This window comes from Thiocapsa sp., from assembly GCF_018399035.1.
GTDB lineage: Bacteria > Pseudomonadota > Gammaproteobacteria > Chromatiales > Chromatiaceae > Thiocapsa.
The window spans coordinates 4,136,019-4,155,257 of record NZ_CP073760.1 but is presented as its reverse complement, the minus strand read 5'-3'; the positions used below and the strand labels follow the sequence as shown (position 1 = coordinate 4,155,257).

Sequence of the window (19,239 nt, the reverse complement as noted above, 5' to 3'; positions counted from 1 at the left end):
GATCACTCCGCCTTCCCCGATCTGGACCGACCGAACATCCGGCTCAGGGTGTCGACGAGGACCCGGCTCCAAAAGTGGGCCCGGATGCCGAAGATGACCAACCCATTGAAGAGCGTCGGATACCCCTGCGCCTGGAACTTGCGATAGAAGCGCTCCATCCCGCGATGTTTGTGGCGTTCGACCAGCAGGGGGCTGCGTCGGCTGCATGCGCCCTTATGATGGATGACGCTGACATCCGGGACGAGCGCGATCGTCCAACCGCCCTGTCGAAACCGCACGAACCAGTCGAGATCCTCGCAGTGCAGAAAATAACCCTCGTCGAGCGGCCCGACCACCTCGAGCGCGCGCCGGCTCACCAGCATGAAGGAGCCCGAGATCGCCTCGACCTCGACCGGCTCGGCGGGCAGCCGCTCATGATGGAGGTTCAGGCTGCGTCCGCCCAGATTGGGCAGGAGCCGATCGAGCCGCAGGATGCGCTTGAGCGCGATCCAGGGGTCCGGAATCGCGCGGCGGCTGGCCACCTGCTCGCTCCCGTCCGGGTTGCGCACGATGCAGCCGGCCATACCGACATCCGGGCGGCTGTCCATGAAGGCGAGCATCCGCCCCAGGGTGTCGGGGCCGACCAGACAGTCCGGATTCAGAAACAGCAGACGATCGGCCCGGACCAGCGGCAATCCGCGATTGTTGGCCGCAGCGAAGCCCAGATTGGCCCGGTTTTCGAGGATGCGCAGGCGCGGATCCGCGCCGAACAGCGCGCGCAGTTGCTCGAGACTCCCGTCGTCCGACCCGTTGTCGCTCACGACGACCTCGACCGGCACCTCCGATCCGAGCACCGCCCCGACACACTCGGTCAGCAGGTCGCCGGCGTTGTAGTTGACGACGATCACGCCGACGGCGGGGACCGCTGCGTCCGTGCTCATGCGTTCGCCTCCAGATCGAGCGCCGCGCGCAGCGCCTGCTCGGCGGCGGCGAAGCCGAAATGGGTCTCCATCACCCGGATGCCTCCGTCGGAGAGACGCATCCAGAGCAGCGGATCCCGATCGAGCCGCGCGATCGCCTCGGCGAAGGCGGGCGCGTCGTCTGCGATCAGGACCGACTCGCCGTCGACCAGGTGCATGCCCTCCGCGGCGACGCAGGTTGCGACGACGGGGAGCCCGTGGGCCAGACTCTGGTTGATCTTGCCCTTCACACCCGCGCCGTAGCGCAGGGGCGCGACCGAGACACGGCACCCGGCGAAGAAAGGCTCGACATCCGGGACATGCCCCGCGATCTCGATGTCCGGCCCGGCGCAGGCGAGGACCTCGCGCGGCGGATCCGCGCCGATGACGCTGAGCCGGATGTCCGGGGCGCGCGCGCGCAGCAAGGGCATGATCTCGCGACAGAGAAAGAGGACGGCGTCGGTGTTCGGCGGGTGTGCGAAGGAGCCGATGAAAAAGATGCCGCGCCGCGCCTCGAATGGCGTGGCCGAGCCGAAGACCCGATGGATGTTCGAAACGACATGGACCCGGACATCCGGCGCCTCCACAGCCAGGATGTCGCGCTCGGCCTCGCTCACCACGAAGGTCAGATCGGCCCGACGCATGAGGTCCAGCTCCTGCGCCTTGCGCCGCTCGGCGACGCGAAGGGTCGCGCGATCACCTTGGAGCTGCGCGAGTCGCCGCTCGCGCAGGAAGTGCAGATCGACCGTATCGAAGACGATGCGTGCCTTGGTGCAATGGGTCCGGGCGGCGTCGAGTGTGGCCGCCGCGGCGTCGGCACGGCTCAGGATCACCAGGTCGTAGTCGGTGCCGCGGCTGGCGAGATGGTCGCGGATCCGGCGCACGTAGGGCCGGTAGAGCACCTCGATACCGATGCGTTGCAGGTCGGCGACATAGGGCTCGGGTGCCTCCAAGTTGGCGGCGGCAAAGGTCACCTTGAAGCCGAGCCCTTGCAGGATGAGGAACAGATTGCGCATCCGCACCGAGCCGGACTCGCGATCCGGGGTAACCATGTAATTGTCGACCACCAGGACGCGGCGTCGCACGTCGCGTTCCTTCGCCTGCTCCAGGTCCTCGCCGCGCTCGCCGAAGCCGGCCAAGACCTCGGCCCAACGCCTCCGGAAGGTCTCGGCGTTGATCCGCTGATACCGCTTCAGCCCGGTCGCGGCCTGCTCGTCGCGCCCGGCGCTGATCCCCTCGAAGTGCAGGACACGGGATAGCGGCTGGTAGTAGACCGCGCGTCCGGCCGCACGCACGCGGAAGGCCAGATCGGCATCCTCGTAATAGGCGGGTGCGAATGCGCTGTCGAAGCCGCCGAGACGCCTGAAGAGCGCCGTCTCGATGGCGAGCGCGGCACCCGAGCAATAGTCGACGGCGCGTCGATAGCTGTATTGGGGCTTGTCCGGGGCGTCGAGGTGGCCGTAGTTCCAGGCCGTGCCGTCGGCAAAGAGGATGGCCCCGGCCTCCTGCTGACGACCGTCCGGATAGAGCAGGCGGCTGCCGACGATGCCGGCGTCCGGCGCATCCTCGAAGGTGTCGATCAGCGCGTCCAGCCAGCCGGGTTGGACCTGGGTGTCGTTGTTCAGGAAGACCAGATAGGTACCCTGCGCGGCCTCGGCCCCGCGATTGCAGGATCCGACGAACCCGAGATTCTCGGGGTTGCGGATCAGGCGCAGACCGGGGTAAGGCGCGAGTCGCTCGACGGTCCCGTCGCTCGAGCAGTCGTCCACGACGATCACCTCGAAGGGCCGTCCGGCGCCGACATGAGCCAGCGCGGCGAGACAGTGATGGGTGTAGCTGAACTGGTTGTGGACCGGGATCACCACCGAGACCAGCGGCGCACCGGGCGGCGTCAGGTCGACCGGCGCGAAGGGCTCGGCGAGCGCGAGCAGACGCGGCGGGTCGGCCACACGCAGCGGCGTGGTGCCGAGGCGGCGCTTGAGCTTGCGCAGCAGGACGGCGACGCCCTCCGTGCGCAGGACATGGAGGGCGCGAGGGAAGTAGCGGAGGAGGATGTCCAGTGCGTGCGTTCCGGCAGTCGATCCGACGGCCGTCATCCTACCATCTACCAGGAGACGGCGGCCTCCGAGATCGCCTTGAGCATGTCCGCGACCTTGGCCATCGCCGGACTGGATTCGACCTGATCGGCCGGGATCTCGCGGTGGGCGACATAGGTCGTCCCGGTCTCCTCGGGCAATGTGTAGACGGCGATGATGAAGGGGCAATTCACCACATGGACCGGGTTCTCGGTGCTCATCTCGCGCGAGAGCACGGAACTGCAGAACTCGATGGACTCGGCTTGCGCGTAGAGCGGCGTATCCGTGCCGAGATCCTTGCCGGTGCGTTCCAGCATCTCGCCCATGTTCATCACGTTGTTGATGTACATGCCGCGCTCTTGGATCGCCATCTTGAGCCCTTCGAGCACGTCTGCGAACTCGGAGTCACTGGTGTAGACGCCATATCCGCCGCCGAAGGCGGCTTGGGACAGGAGCCCGCCGGCCAACAGCAGTCCGGCGAGGCCGCGCTTGAGTTCTAACATGCGTCTGAATCTCCTCTGGATGTGCCGTCTCGCAACGCAGAGCACGGATCGGAACACCGTCCCGCGCGAGCGGCAAAACCCCGCCGGACGGCGGGGTCGTGACCGACAAGGTGTCGAATCGCCGGTGCGTCAGTATTGGTTCATCGGGCGGAAGGCCGGTGCGGACGGCCAATCACCTGCAGGCGGTGCCGGCGGTGGAGCGGACCGCTGCTGCTGCGCCGCCTCGAGCTCCTCGACGCGCCGCTTGAGGGCCTTGACCTCGGCGCTGTCGACGGGGGCCGCACCCGCGGCAGGCGCCTGGACCGGAGCAGGCGCGAATCCGGGGGCTGCGGCGGGAGCGACCGGGTAGCCGGGTGCGGCATAGCCCGGGGCAGGCGCCCCGTAACCGGGGGCCGCATATCCGGGCGCGCCGTATCCCGGTGCGTAACCGCCATAGGGGTAACCGAAACCCGGACCGCCGTAAGGACCACCGTAATAGCCCTCGTCGTAGTCGTTGTAGCGGTCGCCGCCCATCCAGCGGCCTGGATTCATCATATTTCCGAAATTGAAGGCTTGGCTCACGGGGGCGTAGACGGTCAGCGCAGCCAGGGCGGCGAGTGACACGGCGGACAGGGTCCTAATCGGTTTGATCGGCATCGGGGTTCCTCCAGGGTTGGTGTGATTTCTCTCGTGTCGCGCATTCGGAAATCTTCGCGAGTCGCCGTCTGCCGACGGCGACCCGGCCATTAATTACACCCAACGGCAAGGCGTCGCAAGAGTCTCAGTCCTGCTCGTGGGCGTGCGTGTGATGATGGTGAGTATGGTCGTGCTCATGGCCATGATCATGCGCGTGGCGATGGCCGTGATGATGGTCATGGGTGTGTCCGTCCGCCGCATGACCCTGCAGCCGAGCCCCGTCCGGCTGGACCGAGGGGCGAATGGTGCGCCCGAGCTCGAGCCGCGCGCGTTGGGCCGCGAGCTCGTCGCTCAGCCAGTGGAGCCAAGGCTCGATGTCGCCCTCGCCGCGAGTGGAGACCGACTCGAACGGCACCACGCTGGCAAGCTGGCGCAGATGGTGTTCCGCACGCTCGACCGAGAATTCGGGCAGGACGGTGAGCAGATCCGACTTGGTGCAGAGCACCAGGTCCGCCGCGCGGAACATGACCGGGTATTTCGCGGGCTTGTCGTCGCCCTCCGGTACGGACAGGAGCGTGACGTTGCGGTGCTGCCCGAGATCGAAGCTGGCCGGGCAAACCAGGTTGCCGACGTTCTCGATGAAGAGGATGTCGACCTCGTTGAGATCCAACCGATGCAGGGCGTCGTGCACCATGTGGGCATCCAGATGGCACGCGCTGCCGGTGGAGATCTGCACCGCCGGGACACCCTTGGCGCGAATGCGCTCGGCGTCGTTCTCGGTCTCGAGATCGCCCTCGATCACGGCGATGCGTACCTGACCCGCAAAGGCGTCGATGGTCCGTTCCAACAGGCTCGTCTTGCCGGCACCGGGCGAGGACATGAGATTCAACGCCAGCACCTGATGACGATCGAAATACTCCCGATTGTGGGCCGCCTCGTGATCGTTCTCGGAGAGCAGGGCTTGAAGCACGGTCACCGCCGCACGGCCGTCGGCGGTCTTGGCGTGCTTGCCGTCTGCCCGGACCAGATGCTCGTTGCCGGGGGTGATATTGCAGCCGCAGGTATCGCACATGAGTGATGGCTCCATAGACACCGCCCCTCCCTGGCCTCTAAGTGGACAGGTGGGGCCGGGGCATTCGGATCTCGACATCGCGCGACGTCGACTCCGGATTTGTCGCGCATCGCCGCTCCCGGCGAGCACATAAGCCCGAGTGTACGCTTCTAAAACGCGTCAGGCATGTGGCATCTGATGGGGTTTGAACCGGAGGCGTTTGCCGGTGCCTATGCCGAACTCGTGGCCTGCCCGTTTGTGCGCGACCTGGTCTTGATGTGGCATTTCGCCCGTGCCGACGAGCCCGAGCATGACGATACCGAGCAGCAGGCGCATTTCCATGGATCTCGGACGCTCCGGGGATCTCCGCACGGCTCCACTAGCCGATGGGATGCCCGTCAGGCCAGATCAGCATCTGGTTCACCGAGGCGACCCTTGCGCCGGCGCACGGTACCGGCACCTCGTTTGCCTTGGCCAAGCCGAGCCCCAGCATTGCCGACCAGTACGGCAACCGCTCAGCGCCTCGGCCGGGGCAAGCTGCAGGCGCACCCCGATCGCCTCGAAATTCGCGCGGGCGCGTGCGATGGCCGCCGCATGGCGCGACGGCACAAACAGGCGCACGCCGTGGCGTGCGCAGACCTCAAGGGCCCATTGAACATAGTCCTCTTCGGGGGTCTCGCGCGGCGGCTCCTCGACCACCCGATCGGCGATCAGCCGCACCGGCGCGTCAGGGTCGCGGTGACTGGCGCAGACGGCAATCGCACCCGCCGAGCCCTCGCGCAGGAGACGCACGGCATCGTAGATCTGCGACAGGCCGTGGTTGAACCAGACCAGTGGCCGCGCCGCACTCACGCGGGCATCTCGGGGTCGGCGGCGTAGGCATCGCGGCGTGCCAGGGTCTGTTGTGCCCAACGGCCATGCGTCGCGGTCTCCGCCATTTGACCGGCAAAGCGAAACACGGCGGCCGCGCGGGGATCGAGAATGGCCTCGGCAAGCGCCGCCTCGTCCGGTGCGACGCGATAAGCGGCCTCGATCAAGGCGGTTTGTGTTGGATGGATGGCGGTCTTGGCGAAGAGTCCACGGGCGACATCGAGCACCAGCTCGCGCTCCAGCACCTCGGGACGGTCGATGTGCTCGAACACCGGCGCCGAGAGCGCGTAGCCGTGCGGGCGCAGGGCAATGATGAGCCGATCGATCACCAGACCGAGCGGGGTGTCGTAGGCGGTGAGATGCGCCGGGCGCTTCATGCCGAGGATCTGCAGCAGATCATTGCCGCCGATGCGCACGCAGGCCACGCGCTCGCGCACCGTATCGAGACGCCGCCGCAGCGCCTGCAGTGCGGTGTCGCAGAAGGCGACCTCGGTCTCGATGATCGGCATGATGAGGAGCTGAGGAGCCTGCTCGAGCACCTCCAGAAAGGCGCCGATGTTGTTCACGTCGACCTTCGGCAGGCACACGCCATCCAGGTTCGTGCTGCCGGGCATGTCGAGGATCTCGGCGAGCACCTCCGGGCTGCGGGGGCGGATGAAGCGCAGCGGGCCGCGCTCGCCCAGACCGGGGAGGACCCGTCGCAGATTGGCGAGGGCCTCGCCGACGGAGTCGGGGTGCACGGCGTCTTCGGTGCAGAGCACGAGCGAGCGCAGCCCCGGGAGCTTGTGCCCACGCAGCAGCTCACGCACATCACGCCGCGTCGCCGGCATATAGAGCGAGGCGCCGAGGCTCAGATAGGGGTGGCTCCGCGCAGGGAGCGCCGGCAAGGCGATGTCGGTCTGGGTGCGGATCATGGTTCCTCGCGACTCGCCGCGGACGCAGACGCGGGACGGTCCCGACACGAGCGAATCAGTGCAGCCGCCTGAAAGGGCAGGGTCGGGTCGATTTCGACGGCCACGGCACGCGACTCGGCGAGCGCCATGAGATGTTGGAGATCCGCCGCGCCGGGATCACGCACGATCAGGCGGTCGGGAATGCGGCGCAGCAAGACCCGGGTCGCCTCCGCGATGCCGGGTTTCACCAGGTTTAAGTCGGTGATGGCGTGTTGCGCCATGCAGCGCCTTAACCAGTCCCGGGTGGCGCGGGCACGCTGCTCGCGCGGTTGGCTGCGCAGGGGTCGTGCGTGTGCGCGCGCGAAGGTCCGACTCACCTGATCGAGAAACCAGCGCGATTGATCCAGGGGTTCGAACGCCTGGTAGTAGACGCAGCCATGAAACTCGTGCGGACCGATCTGCGCGTTGAGCAGCGAGCGCGAGACCAGGCCCGAGACCGTGGCGTTGAGGATGCCCGACGGGATGGCGTAGTCCTCCTCGGTCGCGGCCACGTCGGCGCTTCCGCCGATATCGCTCAGCACATAGAGACGCGGGTCGAGCTGCTCGGGATTGGCGTGATTCCAGCGTGTGATCGCCGCGCGCAGCTCGCGGGTGATCACGCCCTTGGCGGTCCAGCCGTCGACGAACACCAGGCCGGCCGGCGGGCGCGCATCCACGCGCAGGATGTGGCGCAGCGCGTTGTTGTCGATCCCGCGATCGCGAATGATCGACACCGAGTAGTGACGGGGCTGCGCACTGCCCTGCCGGATCAAGGCACGCTGCAGCAGGGCGCCGACGGGTGTGCCGGCGCGGGCCAGCGAGACGATGGTCACGGGGGCTGTGCGGGTCGCACCGATGTGGGCCGCCAGGGAGACGATGTCCTGCCCCAGGCGCTCGGCATAGGTCAGGGTGAGCGCGCGAAAGAGCTCCAGATAGGTCGCTGTCGGGGGCGCCTCTTCGCTCAGCATCTCGCTGTAATGGCGCTCTCCAGACTGGATGAGCCGCTCCTTCTCGCGCAGCGCAATCGGCTCCAGATGCAGAGGTTTGAGCAGAAACTGACAGTCATCCAGTTGATAGCTGCCTGAGAAGGGCTGCTTCGGCGCGCCGGCAGGAGGCTGATCCCAGGTGCTCACGTCCATAACTCTTGGTGGATCTGGCTGTCGCGCGGCGTCAGCGCAAAATGGCAGAGCTTCAGATAGGGGGTGTCCGAGTTGCTGTCGCCCAGGCCGATGAACAGCGTCCGTGGTGCCTGCGCGGCGATCAGCTCCATGAGATGGCGCACGGCGGCGGCCTTGCAGGCGTAAGGGGGGAGCAAGGCCGCGTTGCGCCCGTTGCAGTGGACGCGCCAGTCATCCAGCCCCCGGGCGTCCAGCACACTTTGCAACGTCGCTGCCTCGGGCAACGGGACATTCGCCTCGGCCTTGACGGTAATGTAGACGGGGACCGCGGCATCCTCGATCAACCTCCAGCGCCACGCCGGCGCGCGCGGTGCAAACTGCTCGTCGAGGGTCCGCAACAGGGCCTCGAAGAGCGGCTCCAGGCGCATGGCTTCGGCCTGAATCCGCGCGTGCCAGGACGCCAGCGGCGCGCCGTCCACATCGTAGATCATGGCGCCATGGCCGGTGATCCTGAAACTCTCAAAGCGCGGGCTGACGACGCGGTCCAGCGCGGCGCCATTGCGTCCGGTCACCGGGATCAGGTGTGCGCCGTCGAACAGTTCGAGCAAGGCGATCTGGTCGGGTGCATGGAAAGAGAGCGGCGCGCCGCCGCGATCATGCGCGGCGGCGATCAGGGGACCGTCGCCGGCGCGCGCGGCGGCCTTCTCCGCGGTCTGGAAGAGGGTATCGTCCAGGTCCGTGAAAACAACGATCGGCATCATGTCCTCAAGACTCCCTGCGGCACGAGCGGTGCGGCCGTCATCCGATGCAGGCGCCGCGGGTGGGCGTCCATCGGGCCGCCTGCGCCGCTCTCGCCCACGACGAGCCAGGTCGCCCGATCCCCAGGCGGGTTATGTAAGTAATAGCCGACGCCCTGCTGATAGGGGTCCTCACACGCCAGCGATCCGGCGATTGCCCCGCCGGGCTTCACCGGGGAGCGCGATGTGCATTGTACGGTCACTCGGTAGCCCGCGGCAGCCAATGACTCGGCGTGCAAAAAAGAGGGTAACGCACATTCTCCGACCCCGATCGCGGCGATCGATGCGGCTGTTTCACTCGCCGGGAGCCCGATGCCATGGCGCGTGACGGCCAGGCCCTCGGCGGGCATCAAGACGCCGCGCCGACCCAGGTCGCCACGGGCGGGTGCCGCCGGCGTGGTTGCTGGCGTGACATCGCCCGGCAGGGTGCCGGGGTGAAAGCCAGGCTCGGGCACGAATGCGAAGGACCCCGTCAGCAACGCGTGCCAGGAGACCGTGAGCGGGCGGCCCGCCGCTGCGGCAGCGCTGTCGGCGATCTGCGCGCGACGCGCCGATGCGAGCCAGTCGACCAGATTCACCATGCACAGACGCGACAGCGCGGGCATCAAGGGGATGATGCCGCTCAGTAGATTCTCGACAGTGGCGCCGGTGGACAGCTCGTCGTCGATGATGACCAAGGTGCGAGCGCTCCTGAAGCGGTTGCGCAGCGGCTCCGCCGGAGGATAAAGCAGGTGCCCCGGGGCATGCGAATGCGCCTCGGAGAAGACCAGCATCGGCGCCATCGCCAGCGGGGCGCGCGTGCTGTGCTGAAAGACCACATCCTCGCGCTGCCAGCGCCGCGCGAGCGTCTCGGCAATCCCGCCGCCCAGCCCGGTAGCGGTTTCCGCCATGGCGATCGTCCACACCGGACCCGGCAGATCCAGGAGATCCTCGACCAGCAGCCGGTAGGTCTCGCGCATCCGCGCGGGCGCGCAGGGGATATGGCGGCCCAGGACCTTGGAGACAAAGAGATAAGGACGTCGCGGATTGGCGCGGGCCGCGAATGCCAGCAGGCGTTCGAGCGGAAGACGTTCTTCCGTGGTCTCGATGTGCAGGGTGCCGCCGGGAATCGGAAAAATATGGTCCATCGGTGAAGCGTCTCCGGTGAGCAGGATGACATGAGGTTCGTCAGGGCCTGGTGCCGATCTGCGCAAGGTCGGACCACTCGGAGCGCAGCGGCTCGCACCGCTCAGGCGGCGGGCGAGTGCTTCTGTGCGTTCGACGGAGTGATGCCGGTCCCGGCGGTTGGACCGGGGGTTGGACCGGGGGACCGGAACCGTGATGCGGGGTTGCGCTCAGGTTCCGCCTGGCGTTTTGGAGTCGCGCTCCGGGAAGATCAGCGAGGCGATCACACCGATGGCGAGCGTCCCCAGGACGACCCCGAGACTCATCCCGGCGCTGATATGGATGCCGGTGTCGCCGATCGCGTGGTTCCAGCTCTGCAGGGTCAGCTTCGCGGCGACGTAGAAGAGCAGGACGATGACCGCCTTCTCCAGGTGCACCAGGTAGCGGGTCAGCGCAGCCAGGACGAAGTACAGACTGCGCAGACCGAGGATCGCGAAGATCATGGCGGCATAGACCAGCAGCGGCTGCTGGGTCACCGCGATGACGGCCGGAACCGAGTCGAACGCGAACATGATGTCCGCGGTCTCGATGGCGATCAGGCACAGAAAGGCCGGGGTCGCCAGGAACGCCGCCGTGCTGCTCCCCTGGACCTGGATCTTCGGATCGGCGTCCTGCAGATCGCGCGCAATGGCCCTGGTGATGAAGAAGCGTTCGGCATGCAGACGCGGGAAGACCGGCAGCACCCGTTTGGCCATGCGCACCGACCAGTGATCCGTGTAGTCGTCGATGTCGTCACCGTCGCTGCGTGCGGTCATCATCTTCCATGCAGTCCAGGCGACGACCGCGGCGAAGAGGAACCCGACCCAGGGGGCGGCGAAAAACAGGCCGGTGCCGATGACGACGAAGATCGCCCGAAAGACCAGGGCGCCGATAATGCCCCAATAGAGAATGCGATGCTGCAAGGCCCCCTTGATGCCGAACGAAGCGAAGATCGCGATGAAGACCATCAGGTTATCGACCGACAGGGTCTTCTCCAGCACGTAACCGGTGAGGTAGAGATCCGCCCAGGACTTGTCGAAGCGAAACCAGAGGTAGGCGTAAAACGCCAGGGCCAGACTGATCCAGAAGGCCGACCAGAGGCTGGCGTCCTTCAGGCCGATCTCGGTCGCCGTGCGGTGCGCCCGCAGGTCGAGATAGACCGAGACGGCGATGACCGTGAAAAAGATGATGATGACTTCGAGCGGAAATCCAAACGAGTGATCCAACGGGGTTCTCCGTGCGTTCCGGGTTGAGCGGGGTGAGAGATCAGATCCAGGTCCAAAGCGCCTGGCCGAGGTGCATCAGGACCAGGGCCATGAGGCCGGCGATCACGTCGTCGAGCATGATTCCGAGACCGCCGGGTACCCGCCGGTCGACCCAGCCGATCGGCCAGGGCTTCCAGATATCGAACAGACGAAAGGCCAGGAAGCCGGCGATCACGCTGGCGACACTCGGTGCGATACCGATCATCGCGATCATGACGCCGACGATCTCGTCCCAGACCACCGAGGGCGGATCGGGATCATCGAGCAGCCGAGCTGCGCGTTCGCACAGCGCGATGCCGATCACGAACAGCACCGCGACGATGCCGACATAGGCGACGAGCGGCAGTCCGGCGAAAACCAGATAGAGGGCCACGCCGGGAAGGGTGCCGGCGGTTCCGGGCGCACGGGGCACCCGCCCCGTGCCGAAGCCCTGTGCGAAGAACAGAAGGATGTCGTTGCGCATGAGCAGTGAGCCGCCGGCGCGTGCGGGAGTGTCCCGCACGCGCCGGCTCGGCATCAGGCCCCGTACTCTTGCGTGAGTCCAGCCAGACCCGCCGCGTAGCCGGCACCGACCGCCTTGAATTTCCACTCGGTGTCGCGGCGATAGAGCTCACCGAAGATCACTGCGGTTTCCATCGCGTAGTCTTCGCTCAGATCGAACCGCATGATCTCGGTGTTGTTGGCGTCGTCCACGGCGCGGATGAAGGCGTTGGAAACCTGGCCGAAATTCTGCTTGCGGCTTTCGGCCTCGTAGATGGTCACGGCAAAGACGACCTTTTGTGCGGTCGGCGGCATCGCTGCAAAGTCGACCAGAATCACCTCGTCGTCGCCGTCTCCGGCGCCGGTGCGGTTATCGCCGGTATGGGTGACCGCCGCTTCGGGGGTGGCAAGGTTGTTGAAGAAGACGAAGTGCTGGGTCGAGAGCACCTTTCCGTTCTCGCCAAGCACCATGGCGACGGCGTCCAGATCGAAATCGGCTCCGTCGGTGCTGCGGGCATCCCAGCCGAGCCCGAAGCGGGTCTTGGTCATCCCAGGCGCTTCTTTGGTGAGCGACACATTGCCGCCTTTCACGAGACTAACAGCCATGCTTTTACTCCTTGTGTGTGAATCAGTTAAACCGCGCCCAGCGCGGTACGCGATGTTTTTGGATCGGATCGGCCCCGGCAGACTTGACGACTGCTGGAGCCGACGCGGTTTAAGGTATTAAAAATCTTATATTTTTAAACCGCGTCCCCGCTAACGGCCGTGGAAGCACCAAACGTCGAACTCACGCGAAAGCGAGCATCTCGTTCTGGACGCGGTTTAACCGACGTTGACGCCGTACTGCAGCGCCAGCGCCCGTAAGCCGCCAGCGAAGCCCTGACCGATGGCGTTGAACTTCCACTCGTTACCGTGACGGTAGATCTCGCCGAACACCACGGCGGTCTCGGTGGAGAAATCCTCGCCCAGGTCGAAGCGCAGGACCTCGGCATTGTTGTCTTTGTTGAGCAGCCGGATGCAGGCGTTCTGGACCATGCCGAAGTTCTGGCGGCGCGCATCGGCATCGTGGATCGTCACCGCGAAAACCACCTTTGCGACCGCTGCAGGGAGTTTGTCCAGATAGACATAGAGGACTTCGTCATCACCGTCGCCGGCTCCGGTGAGGTTGTCACCGGTATGCTCGACCGAGCCATCGGCGGCTTTCAGATAACCGTAAAAGATGAACGACTGATCGCTGATGACCTTTCCGGACGCATCGACCAGGAATGCCGATGCATCCAGATCGAAGTCTTGTCCGTCCGTGACGCGTGCGTCCCATCCCAAACCGACATGGATGTTCTTCAGTCCGGGCGCCTCTTTCTCGAGTGAGACGCGACCGCCTTTTTGCAATGACACTGCCATGGGTCTTTCTCCTGTTTCGATGGTGATGAACGTCTTGCCCCGCGCGAAGTGGCGGGGCAGTCTGTCTGGATACCGCTTATTTACTGCCTGCCTTCCAATTGAAGCCGAAGCCGAATTGCCGGTCCATCGGCTCATGTCCCGCGAAATAGTCGATCAGCTTGGTGACACGGATCCTCCCGTCGTCGTTCTCCAGCAGTGCGATCGCGCACATGCCTTTACCGGCACCCGGCTCGTCGAGATGCACGCGCAGCTGCTGGGTGCCCGGCGCCGTGATGGTGACGACGGCATTGGCGGCCGCCCAATCGGGGGCGCCCTCGTAGATGAAGGTGTAGATGAGGACGCGGCGGATCTCCCGCCAGTGCTTGCCGTTGATCAGCAGGGTCTCGCCTTCGGTCGAGTCGCCGCTGCGGTCGTCGCCGAGCAGTTGTGCGTAGGGTTCTGACGTGAGCGATCCGAAGCGTTTTCCGAGTGCCTGAACGACGTCTTTTTGGCCGTTGACCTGCTCGATCATGCAGCCGAGGTCCAGGTCGATCCCGCCGCTCGTTCCCCCGAACAGCCCTTTTTTCAACTTGCCGCGCGTCCAGTTGAGGTTGATGTTGATCTCGCCGTAGCCTTCGGCCGGCTTTTCCAGCGAGATCGGTTTGCGCTTGGTGAGATCGACCGGACCGCGCGGCGCAGGCGCAAGCGACGGGGGCGGAGCGGCCGCTTGTTTCGTGGTGACGGGCGGCGCGGGCGGTGCAGGCGTGCGTTGCTCGCCCACATCCACCCCGTAGTTGCGTGCGAGCGGCGCCAGCCCCCCGGCGAACCCCTGCCCGAGGGCGCGAAGCTTCCAGGTGCCGTTACGCTCGTAGATCTCCGCGAGGATCAAGGCACTTTCGGCCATGCCCGTCGTCGCCAAGGCAAAACGGACGGAAACCTGCGCGTCTTTGCCCTCGAGGTTGAGCGCCTGATACTGCCGAAAGGCGTCGAGCCGGGCGACGGTGGGGTCGATGCTGACGGCAAGCACGACGCGCACGATGCCAGCTGGCAACGTCGCTGGCTCAATCGTCACGACCCCCATGGACGGCTCCACCGTGACAGCACCGGAAGGGTGGCGCGGTTGGCCGTAGAAGACAAACCCGGCATCCCCTGTCACCTTGCCGTTCGTGTCGAGCAGGAACGCACACAGATCCAGGCTGGGCTGCTGGTTTGGCGGCGTGCAGGTCAGCGTCAGCGATAACCGCCCGGTGCCGAGCGCGATGTTCTGTCCGGATTGCAGATCCATCATCTAAACCTCAGAGGAATCGGCCGATCATCGGCATCATGTCGTTGAAGGTGCGGCCGGTGCCTTTCTCGCCGATGGCCTGGAGGTGCCATGCGCCGCCTTCGCGGTAGAGCTTGGCCATAACCATACCGGTATGCTTGCCGCCGTCGAGTGAGAGCTCGAAGCGGGCCAACTCACGGTTGCCGGCCGCGTCGATGAGCCGGCAGCGTGCGTTCGGGATGCCTTCGAAGGAGTCGTTGAGAAACGAATTCACGGTGAAGATAAGGCTGTCGACCTGCGCCGGGAGCTTGCTCAGATCAACGGTGATGACCTCGTTGTCGGCGTCCTCACCGCCGCCGCCGCTGCGGTCGTCGCCGCTGTGACGCACCGAGCCGTCTTGGGTGGCGAGGTTTTGGAACCACACGTAATCCACCGCCTCTTTGCCCGCGAATAGCAGGCAGGAGGCGTCGAGATCGACCTCGACCTGCTTGGTCCCGAAGAAGCCTTTCTGCTGGCGCATCCCCCAGCTCAGACCCAGGGCGACTTTCGAGAGGCCGCCGGCACCGGCCTTCTCCAGGGATACCTTCTCACCTTTACTCAGATTCACAGCCATCGTGTCTTTGCTCCGTGGTTGATCCGTCGAATGCGCCCACGTTCGCCCGGGCGCCTGAGCGTCTTGTCAGGGTACGCCCGCCATCTGCACCAGCATGAGACGACCACCGTCTTCGCGCGAGAGCAGCAGTTGCAGCCCGTCGCTTAAGGCGACGCGCTCGCCGATGGGGATATCGCGCTGTGCGCCGAGATCGCGGCACTGCGGCAGGCGTTCGTTGACCAGCCACCAGGTTCCCTGATGCTGGACGAAATAGCCGACACGCTGCTTCTGGTCCTCGGTCAACCGCTCATTGGGCGTGATATGGCGATTGCTGTGCCACTGGAAGAGGGATTGATTGGTGTAAACCATCAATCGGTAGTCGTCGGCGCGAAAGGTCTCCCCGCGCCGTGAGGAGTAGAAATTCAGCACCGGCAACAGACCCCGGTAGGGTGTTCCGCAGAACGGACAGCTCGGGGCACGGGCGTTGTCGAACACGTACCAGCCCTGGCTGCAGTCCGGGTTCACACAGGGTTGCAGCAGATCGGCCGTTCGGACCAGCGCGAACTCCCAGTCCTCGGCGCTTGGGCGTGCAACGGGGTCGCGCAGTCCGTCTTGAAATGCCTTGGCAAACAGCTCGGACAGGTAGGGGCCGGTCAGGGTGAAAGGCATGCGCGCGGTGTCGGCCCACGGCAGCTCGCTCGGGCGCGCATCCGCCAGCCGGATGCGATTGCCCGGATCCTGCGGATCCTCGATAAAAAGCGCCCGCTCGCCCATCGCAAGGGTCTCGTCGCGCTGGGGATCAGTGTCGTGAACGCGGGCGCCGCGCAATGGATGCCGGTAGAGCAGATACATGTAGATGAGTACCGCCAGCGCATGACGGTCGGTGGCGATGCAGGGCAGTTTCCGGGCCGGGCTATCGTGCGGCAGGTGTGCCGTGGCGACAACCTCGGGGGCGATGAAGTCAGGCGTGCCGACCACCTCCGGCGGATACTTGCCCGGCACGACCAGCCCGTCGATGTCGATCAGGCAGGCTTGTCCGGTGCAGGGGTCCACCAGGACGTTTTTGTAGCTCAGATCGCTGTGCGCGAGCCCGGCGGCATGCATCCGGCGCACCCCACGGGCAATGCGAATGCAGATGCGCAGATAATTGAGCCAGTGCCCTCGTTCGCGGGGGTCGAGAAAGCGGTTCTGGTTATTGGCGCTGGCAAACCATTTGCCTTCTTTCTCGCGCCCGCGGATGCCGAGCATGTCGTTGTTCGACGACCCGTGCTCGAAAAAGAACTGCCTGGGGTAGGCCGGGACAACCACGCCGACGCGCCCGTCGTGCTCCACGACGCCGGAGGGCCAGCAGAAGACCTCGCGCCAATAGTCACTCCCGGCCTGGTTGAGGATGCCCTGGCGATAGTCTTCGCAGATCACGCGCAGGCGCTCGCGCGCGGCCGGCGGCTGTGGGTGACGAAAGAACGCCACCACGGATCGGCGGTCCGGCGCGAAGTAGACATCCTTCATGGCCCCCGATGCGATGAGATCATCCTCGAAACTGACTGTTTCGCCCTGGAGGGTCTTCAAATGCACGATGCGGGCCATGGTCTCGACTCTACCAGAGCACGGCCAGGGTGCGGTCGTCGTGGTTGCCGCTACTCCAGAAATCGAGCCACTCCAGCAGGCGCTGCGACGCCTGCGTCTCGCCGAGCAGTGGCTGGAGCTCGTGCCACAGGGCGCGCCAGTAGGTTGCCTTCTGCAGGGCCGCATCGGAGGGAAACCTGGGATCACTCACCCCGTCGCTCATCAGGACCAAGGCTTCGAGGTGCGGCACGACGGTGACCTGAATGCGGCGCATGATCTGCTCGCCATCGGTGACGACGTCCCGGTCCAGGAAGCGGGTTTGCCCGGCGTATTCACCGCCATCGGGGATACCCAGCAGGCGGGCGGTCCCGTCGGACTCAAGCAGGCCGATAGCCCCGTCTCCGACCCAGAAGGTCACGATCAAATCACCAGTGTCCAGTTTGCGGTGAAGCGCGAGCTGCAGGGTGGTCGCGTAGTCGCGAGGCTCGCAGCCTTGGGCGATGCCACGCGCCTCGATGGCCTTGACCGCCTCGAATGCGGCCGTGCCGAGTACCCTGTAGGCGAGGTTGCGCAGCACTCGCGCATCCTCCTCGGGCGGCGGGTTCACGAGCCTGGCGAGTGGCCACTGCCCGGCGGTTTCCGCCAAGTGCGTCACAGCGACGTCCACGGCCGTGTCGCAGGCCACGCGTGAGCCGATGCGCGAACGCTTCGCACTGCCGGCGCCGTCGGCGATGGCCAGGACATTCCAGCCATCGGCACCCGTCACCCGCAGCGCGAAGTCGTCGTCGCGCGCGGCGCCGACATGTGCGTGCGAGCGGCCACGTTGGCTGGCGACGACTAGATGCCGACCGTTGGCGCCATCCAGAGACGCACCGTCGCTGTCGTTCTTCCAGCCGGCCTCATCCCGGTCGGAAGGAATGTTTTTCCACAACGAGCGCGGATCGGGATTCACCACCAAACGGGCCTCGGTGCGCACGATCCGGGTCGGCTCGGACGCGCCGACCGCGATGCTCACCTGAATGTCGTAGTCGCCGGCCCGGGGCGACTCTCCACACAGATGGCCGTCTTGGAAATGCACCAGCGCGTCGGCCGGAATGTCGCAGCCGACGATCTGAGCAGGGCCGTCGTCGTCATGCGCGACGATTCGCGCGCGGTAAGGCGCTCCGGCGCGTGCGTTCGCCAGAATTTCCACGCGCGGCAGGCGGGTCGGTACGGGCAGGATCGGAAGGTCGGCCTCGGGTATCTCGCCAGGACGCAATGGCTCAGCGGCGGCGGTGTGCGGCGCGTCAGGTTGCGGGAGCGCCGCGTCGGGCATGCCGTTCTCCTCGGGTTCGTTACTCTCCCGGGTCGCGCCGACATGACCGTTGGATGCCTCCGGATGCTGCGTCGTCACATGCTGCGGCGACGGTGGTGCAGCGTCGTCAGCCGTCTGCGCGCTCTGCGGTAATTCATCCATGTCGGTTGTCTTGTCTTGATCGGCCAAAGTCACCAGGGCGCGTGCCTGAGCAAGCAGATCATCGCGCGATTCGGCAGCGGGGAATGCTTTGCCGAGAAGATCGAGAATCTGCAGTGCCAGACGCTCTCGGTGTTCCGATCGATCCATGTCTATCCCAGTCTCCGTTCGATCTCGAAATCCTCGGCGCCGGACTCGAAGGCGCAGGTCTTGTCGCACCAGGGACAGGTGGCTTCACCGGGACCGCGCACACACATGAGCTTGCCGCAGGCACATTGAGCGATGGTGGTGGGATTGCCGCAATGCGGACAGGACGCGACTCCGGCGATGTCTGCGGTATTGATGGTACCGCCACCCCCCGCTCCGGCGCTCCAGTCGAAATAGGTCTCGTTGATCGGGAACGCGCCGGCGATGGCGAGGCCGCTTGCGTCGATCTCGGTCCCCGCGAGTTGGATTGGGATAGACCGGCGTTCGTACTTGAGCAGATAAGGTTTACGGGTGCTTTGGCAGCGACCGACCAAAACCACGCAATCCGGATCGTCGGACGGGGATAAGGCACCGGGAGCGCCGGCTTCCGCGACGATTCTGGCATCCGGTTTGGCAAGCGAGACGCCGCCGCCGAGGCGCTGGCTCTGCACGGTCATGGACTCGGTCACCCAGCGGACGAAGACATCGAACCCGCCGGGTGCGCGGTCGTCGAACACCAGCACGTGCTCCGTGAGAGCGCGCAAGGATGCCTGATCGGCATAGCCGCCGATGGCCACCGCGATCAATGCCGTCTGACCGGCGTAGTCGCGCTGCCAACGGGTTCGGGCGCTCGCGAGCGAATCTGTCGGCTTCCCGTCGGTAAACAGATAGACGATCGGTGCCCAGTCGCCTTTGTGCTCGAGGCTCGGGCGCACGATCTGCCGGTCGATGGCGTCCATCACATGGTGCAGGGCGCCGCCCAAGGCGGTACCGCTGCCCATCGGCAAGGACGGTGCACGAAACGTCGCGAGTTCGCCAAGGTCCGATAGGGTCCGCACTACACCCGCGAAGGCAACCACCGACAGATAGACTGTTTCTAACGCACTCGGGTTGGTGCGCAGATTCGCGACGATGGTTCCAATCGCCTCTTCCAGGCGGGCCAGATTCTCGCCCGCCATTGACTCGGACACGTCGAGCACCAGAAAAATGGGCAGCCTTCGCATGAGGACG

At 65.7% G+C, this 19,239-nt stretch carries 20 protein-coding genes; all 20 read right to left on the bottom strand.

Annotated features, from left to right (window positions below):
• Window positions 1–2: 2 nt before the first annotated feature.
• Window positions 3–920, bottom strand: coding sequence for a glycosyltransferase family 2 protein (locus tag KFB96_RS19005; protein ID WP_213460487.1), 918 nt, complete (start codon window positions 918–920; stop codon window positions 3–5).
• Window positions 917–3,034: a glycosyltransferase gene (locus KFB96_RS19000; RefSeq protein ID WP_213460485.1), complete on the bottom strand. Its 2,118-nt coding sequence runs from the start codon at window positions 3,032–3,034 to the stop codon at window positions 917–919. Before KFB96_RS19000 ends, KFB96_RS19005 begins: the two co-directional genes overlap by 4 nt.
• An 8-nt stretch (window positions 3,035–3,042) precedes the next feature.
• Window positions 3,043–3,516: a DUF302 domain-containing protein gene (locus KFB96_RS18995; protein ID WP_213460483.1), complete on the bottom strand. Its 474-nt coding sequence runs from the start codon at window positions 3,514–3,516 to the stop codon at window positions 3,043–3,045.
• A 129-nt stretch (window positions 3,517–3,645) separates the two neighbouring features.
• Complete coding sequence (locus tag KFB96_RS18990; protein ID WP_213460482.1) at window positions 3,646–4,152, bottom strand: hypothetical protein; 507 nt, start codon at window positions 4,150–4,152, stop codon at window positions 3,646–3,648.
• A 124-nt stretch (window positions 4,153–4,276) separates the two neighbouring features.
• Window positions 4,277–5,203: a hydrogenase nickel incorporation protein HypB gene (gene hypB, locus KFB96_RS18985; protein WP_213460481.1), complete on the bottom strand. Its 927-nt coding sequence runs from the start codon at window positions 5,201–5,203 to the stop codon at window positions 4,277–4,279.
• A gap of 159 nt (window positions 5,204–5,362) precedes the next feature.
• Window positions 5,363–5,524, bottom strand: a complete 162-nt coding sequence (locus KFB96_RS18980; RefSeq protein WP_213460480.1) for a hypothetical protein — start codon at window positions 5,522–5,524, stop codon at window positions 5,363–5,365.
• 78 nt (window positions 5,525–5,602) lie between these two features.
• A complete protein-coding gene (locus KFB96_RS18975) occupies window positions 5,603–6,034 on the bottom strand; it encodes a hypothetical protein (protein WP_213460479.1) in 432 nt (143 codons plus the stop codon).
• A complete protein-coding gene (locus KFB96_RS18970; RefSeq protein WP_213460478.1) occupies window positions 6,031–6,966 on the bottom strand; it encodes an HpcH/HpaI aldolase/citrate lyase family protein in 936 nt (311 codons plus the stop codon). Before KFB96_RS18970 ends, KFB96_RS18975 begins: the two co-directional genes overlap by 4 nt.
• Entirely contained in the window at window positions 6,963–8,117 is a 1,155-nt protein-coding gene (locus tag KFB96_RS18965) for a cysteine protease StiP family protein (RefSeq protein ID WP_300970489.1), read from the bottom strand. Before KFB96_RS18965 ends, KFB96_RS18970 begins: the two co-directional genes overlap by 4 nt.
• A complete protein-coding gene (locus tag KFB96_RS18960) occupies window positions 8,114–8,863 on the bottom strand; it encodes a hypothetical protein (RefSeq protein ID WP_213460476.1) in 750 nt (249 codons plus the stop codon). The genes KFB96_RS18965 and KFB96_RS18960 overlap by 4 nt, the downstream gene beginning before the upstream one ends.
• Window positions 8,860–10,026: a phosphoribosyltransferase domain-containing protein gene (locus KFB96_RS18955; protein ID WP_213460475.1), complete on the bottom strand. Its 1,167-nt coding sequence runs from the start codon at window positions 10,024–10,026 to the stop codon at window positions 8,860–8,862. Before KFB96_RS18955 ends, KFB96_RS18960 begins: the two co-directional genes overlap by 4 nt.
• Window positions 10,027–10,233: 207 nt before the next feature.
• Window positions 10,234–11,268, bottom strand: coding sequence for a TerC/Alx family metal homeostasis membrane protein (locus KFB96_RS18950; RefSeq protein ID WP_213460474.1), 1,035 nt, complete (start codon window positions 11,266–11,268; stop codon window positions 10,234–10,236).
• Window positions 11,269–11,308: 40 nt separating this feature from the next.
• Complete coding sequence (locus KFB96_RS18945) at window positions 11,309–11,809, bottom strand: phosphatidylglycerophosphatase A (RefSeq protein ID WP_300970485.1); 501 nt, start codon at window positions 11,807–11,809, stop codon at window positions 11,309–11,311.
• A 14-nt stretch (window positions 11,810–11,823) separates the two neighbouring features.
• Complete coding sequence (locus tag KFB96_RS18940; RefSeq protein ID WP_213460473.1) at window positions 11,824–12,393, bottom strand: TerD family protein; 570 nt, start codon at window positions 12,391–12,393, stop codon at window positions 11,824–11,826.
• Window positions 12,394–12,609: 216 nt separating this feature from the next.
• Window positions 12,610–13,188, bottom strand: a complete 579-nt coding sequence (locus KFB96_RS18935) for a TerD family protein (protein ID WP_213461230.1) — start codon at window positions 13,186–13,188, stop codon at window positions 12,610–12,612.
• A 76-nt stretch (window positions 13,189–13,264) separates the two neighbouring features.
• On the bottom strand, window positions 13,265–14,455 hold the full coding sequence (locus KFB96_RS18930) for a TerD family protein (RefSeq protein ID WP_213460472.1): 1,191 nt from the start codon (window positions 14,453–14,455) through the stop codon (window positions 13,265–13,267).
• 7 nt (window positions 14,456–14,462) lie between these two features.
• Window positions 14,463–15,044 (bottom strand): TerD family protein, encoded by a 582-nt coding sequence (locus KFB96_RS18925; protein ID WP_213460471.1) that lies wholly within the window; start codon window positions 15,042–15,044, stop codon window positions 14,463–14,465.
• A gap of 66 nt (window positions 15,045–15,110) precedes the next feature.
• A complete protein-coding gene (locus KFB96_RS18920) occupies window positions 15,111–16,610 on the bottom strand; it encodes a lipopolysaccharide kinase InaA family protein (protein WP_213460469.1) in 1,500 nt (499 codons plus the stop codon).
• 10 nt (window positions 16,611–16,620) lie between these two features.
• Complete coding sequence (locus tag KFB96_RS18915; RefSeq protein ID WP_213460468.1) at window positions 16,621–18,192, bottom strand: PP2C family serine/threonine-protein phosphatase; 1,572 nt, start codon at window positions 18,190–18,192, stop codon at window positions 16,621–16,623.
• Between the two features lie 2 nt (window positions 18,193–18,194).
• Window positions 18,195–19,232 (bottom strand): TerY-C metal binding domain-containing protein, encoded by a 1,038-nt coding sequence (locus KFB96_RS18910; protein WP_213460467.1) that lies wholly within the window; start codon window positions 19,230–19,232, stop codon window positions 18,195–18,197.
• Between the last annotated feature and the right edge of the window lie 7 nt (window positions 19,233–19,239).

What these genes read in the sequence shown, in the direction of transcription:
- KFB96_RS19005 (WP_213460487.1), bottom strand. Translation starts at nt 920, where the DNA reads ATGAGCACGGACGCAGCGGTCCCCGCCGTCGGCGTGATCGTCGTCAAC.
- KFB96_RS19000 (WP_213460485.1), bottom strand. Translation starts at nt 3,034, where the DNA reads ATGACGGCCGTCGGATCGACTGCCGGAACGCACGCACTGGACATCCTC.
- KFB96_RS18995 (WP_213460483.1), bottom strand. Translation starts at nt 3,516, where the DNA reads ATGTTAGAACTCAAGCGCGGCCTCGCCGGACTGCTGTTGGCCGGCGGG.
- KFB96_RS18990 (WP_213460482.1), bottom strand. Translation starts at nt 4,152, where the DNA reads ATGCCGATCAAACCGATTAGGACCCTGTCCGCCGTGTCACTCGCCGCC.
- hypB (WP_213460481.1), bottom strand. Translation starts at nt 5,203, where the DNA reads ATGTGCGATACCTGCGGCTGCAATATCACCCCCGGCAACGAGCATCTG.
- KFB96_RS18980 (WP_213460480.1), bottom strand. Translation starts at nt 5,524, where the DNA reads ATGGAAATGCGCCTGCTGCTCGGTATCGTCATGCTCGGGCTCGTCGGC.
- KFB96_RS18970 (WP_213460478.1), bottom strand. Translation starts at nt 6,966, where the DNA reads ATGATCCGCACCCAGACCGACATCGCCTTGCCGGCGCTCCCTGCGCGG.
- KFB96_RS18960 (WP_213460476.1), bottom strand. Translation starts at nt 8,863, where the DNA reads ATGATGCCGATCGTTGTTTTCACGGACCTGGACGATACCCTCTTCCAG.
- KFB96_RS18955 (WP_213460475.1), bottom strand. Translation starts at nt 10,026, where the DNA reads ATGGACCATATTTTTCCGATTCCCGGCGGCACCCTGCACATCGAGACC.
- KFB96_RS18940 (WP_213460473.1), bottom strand. Translation starts at nt 12,393, where the DNA reads ATGGCTGTTAGTCTCGTGAAAGGCGGCAATGTGTCGCTCACCAAAGAA.
- KFB96_RS18935 (WP_213461230.1), bottom strand. Translation starts at nt 13,188, where the DNA reads ATGGCAGTGTCATTGCAAAAAGGCGGTCGCGTCTCACTCGAGAAAGAG.
- KFB96_RS18930 (WP_213460472.1), bottom strand. Translation starts at nt 14,455, where the DNA reads ATGATGGATCTGCAATCCGGACAGAACATCGCGCTCGGCACCGGGCGG.
- KFB96_RS18925 (WP_213460471.1), bottom strand. Translation starts at nt 15,044, where the DNA reads ATGGCTGTGAATCTGAGTAAAGGTGAGAAGGTATCCCTGGAGAAGGCC.
- KFB96_RS18920 (WP_213460469.1), bottom strand. Translation starts at nt 16,610, where the DNA reads ATGGCCCGCATCGTGCATTTGAAGACCCTCCAGGGCGAAACAGTCAGT.
- KFB96_RS18915 (WP_213460468.1), bottom strand. Translation starts at nt 18,192, where the DNA reads ATGGATCGATCGGAACACCGAGAGCGTCTGGCACTGCAGATTCTCGAT.
- KFB96_RS18910 (WP_213460467.1), bottom strand. Translation starts at nt 19,232, where the DNA reads ATGCGAAGGCTGCCCATTTTTCTGGTGCTCGACGTGTCCGAGTCAATG.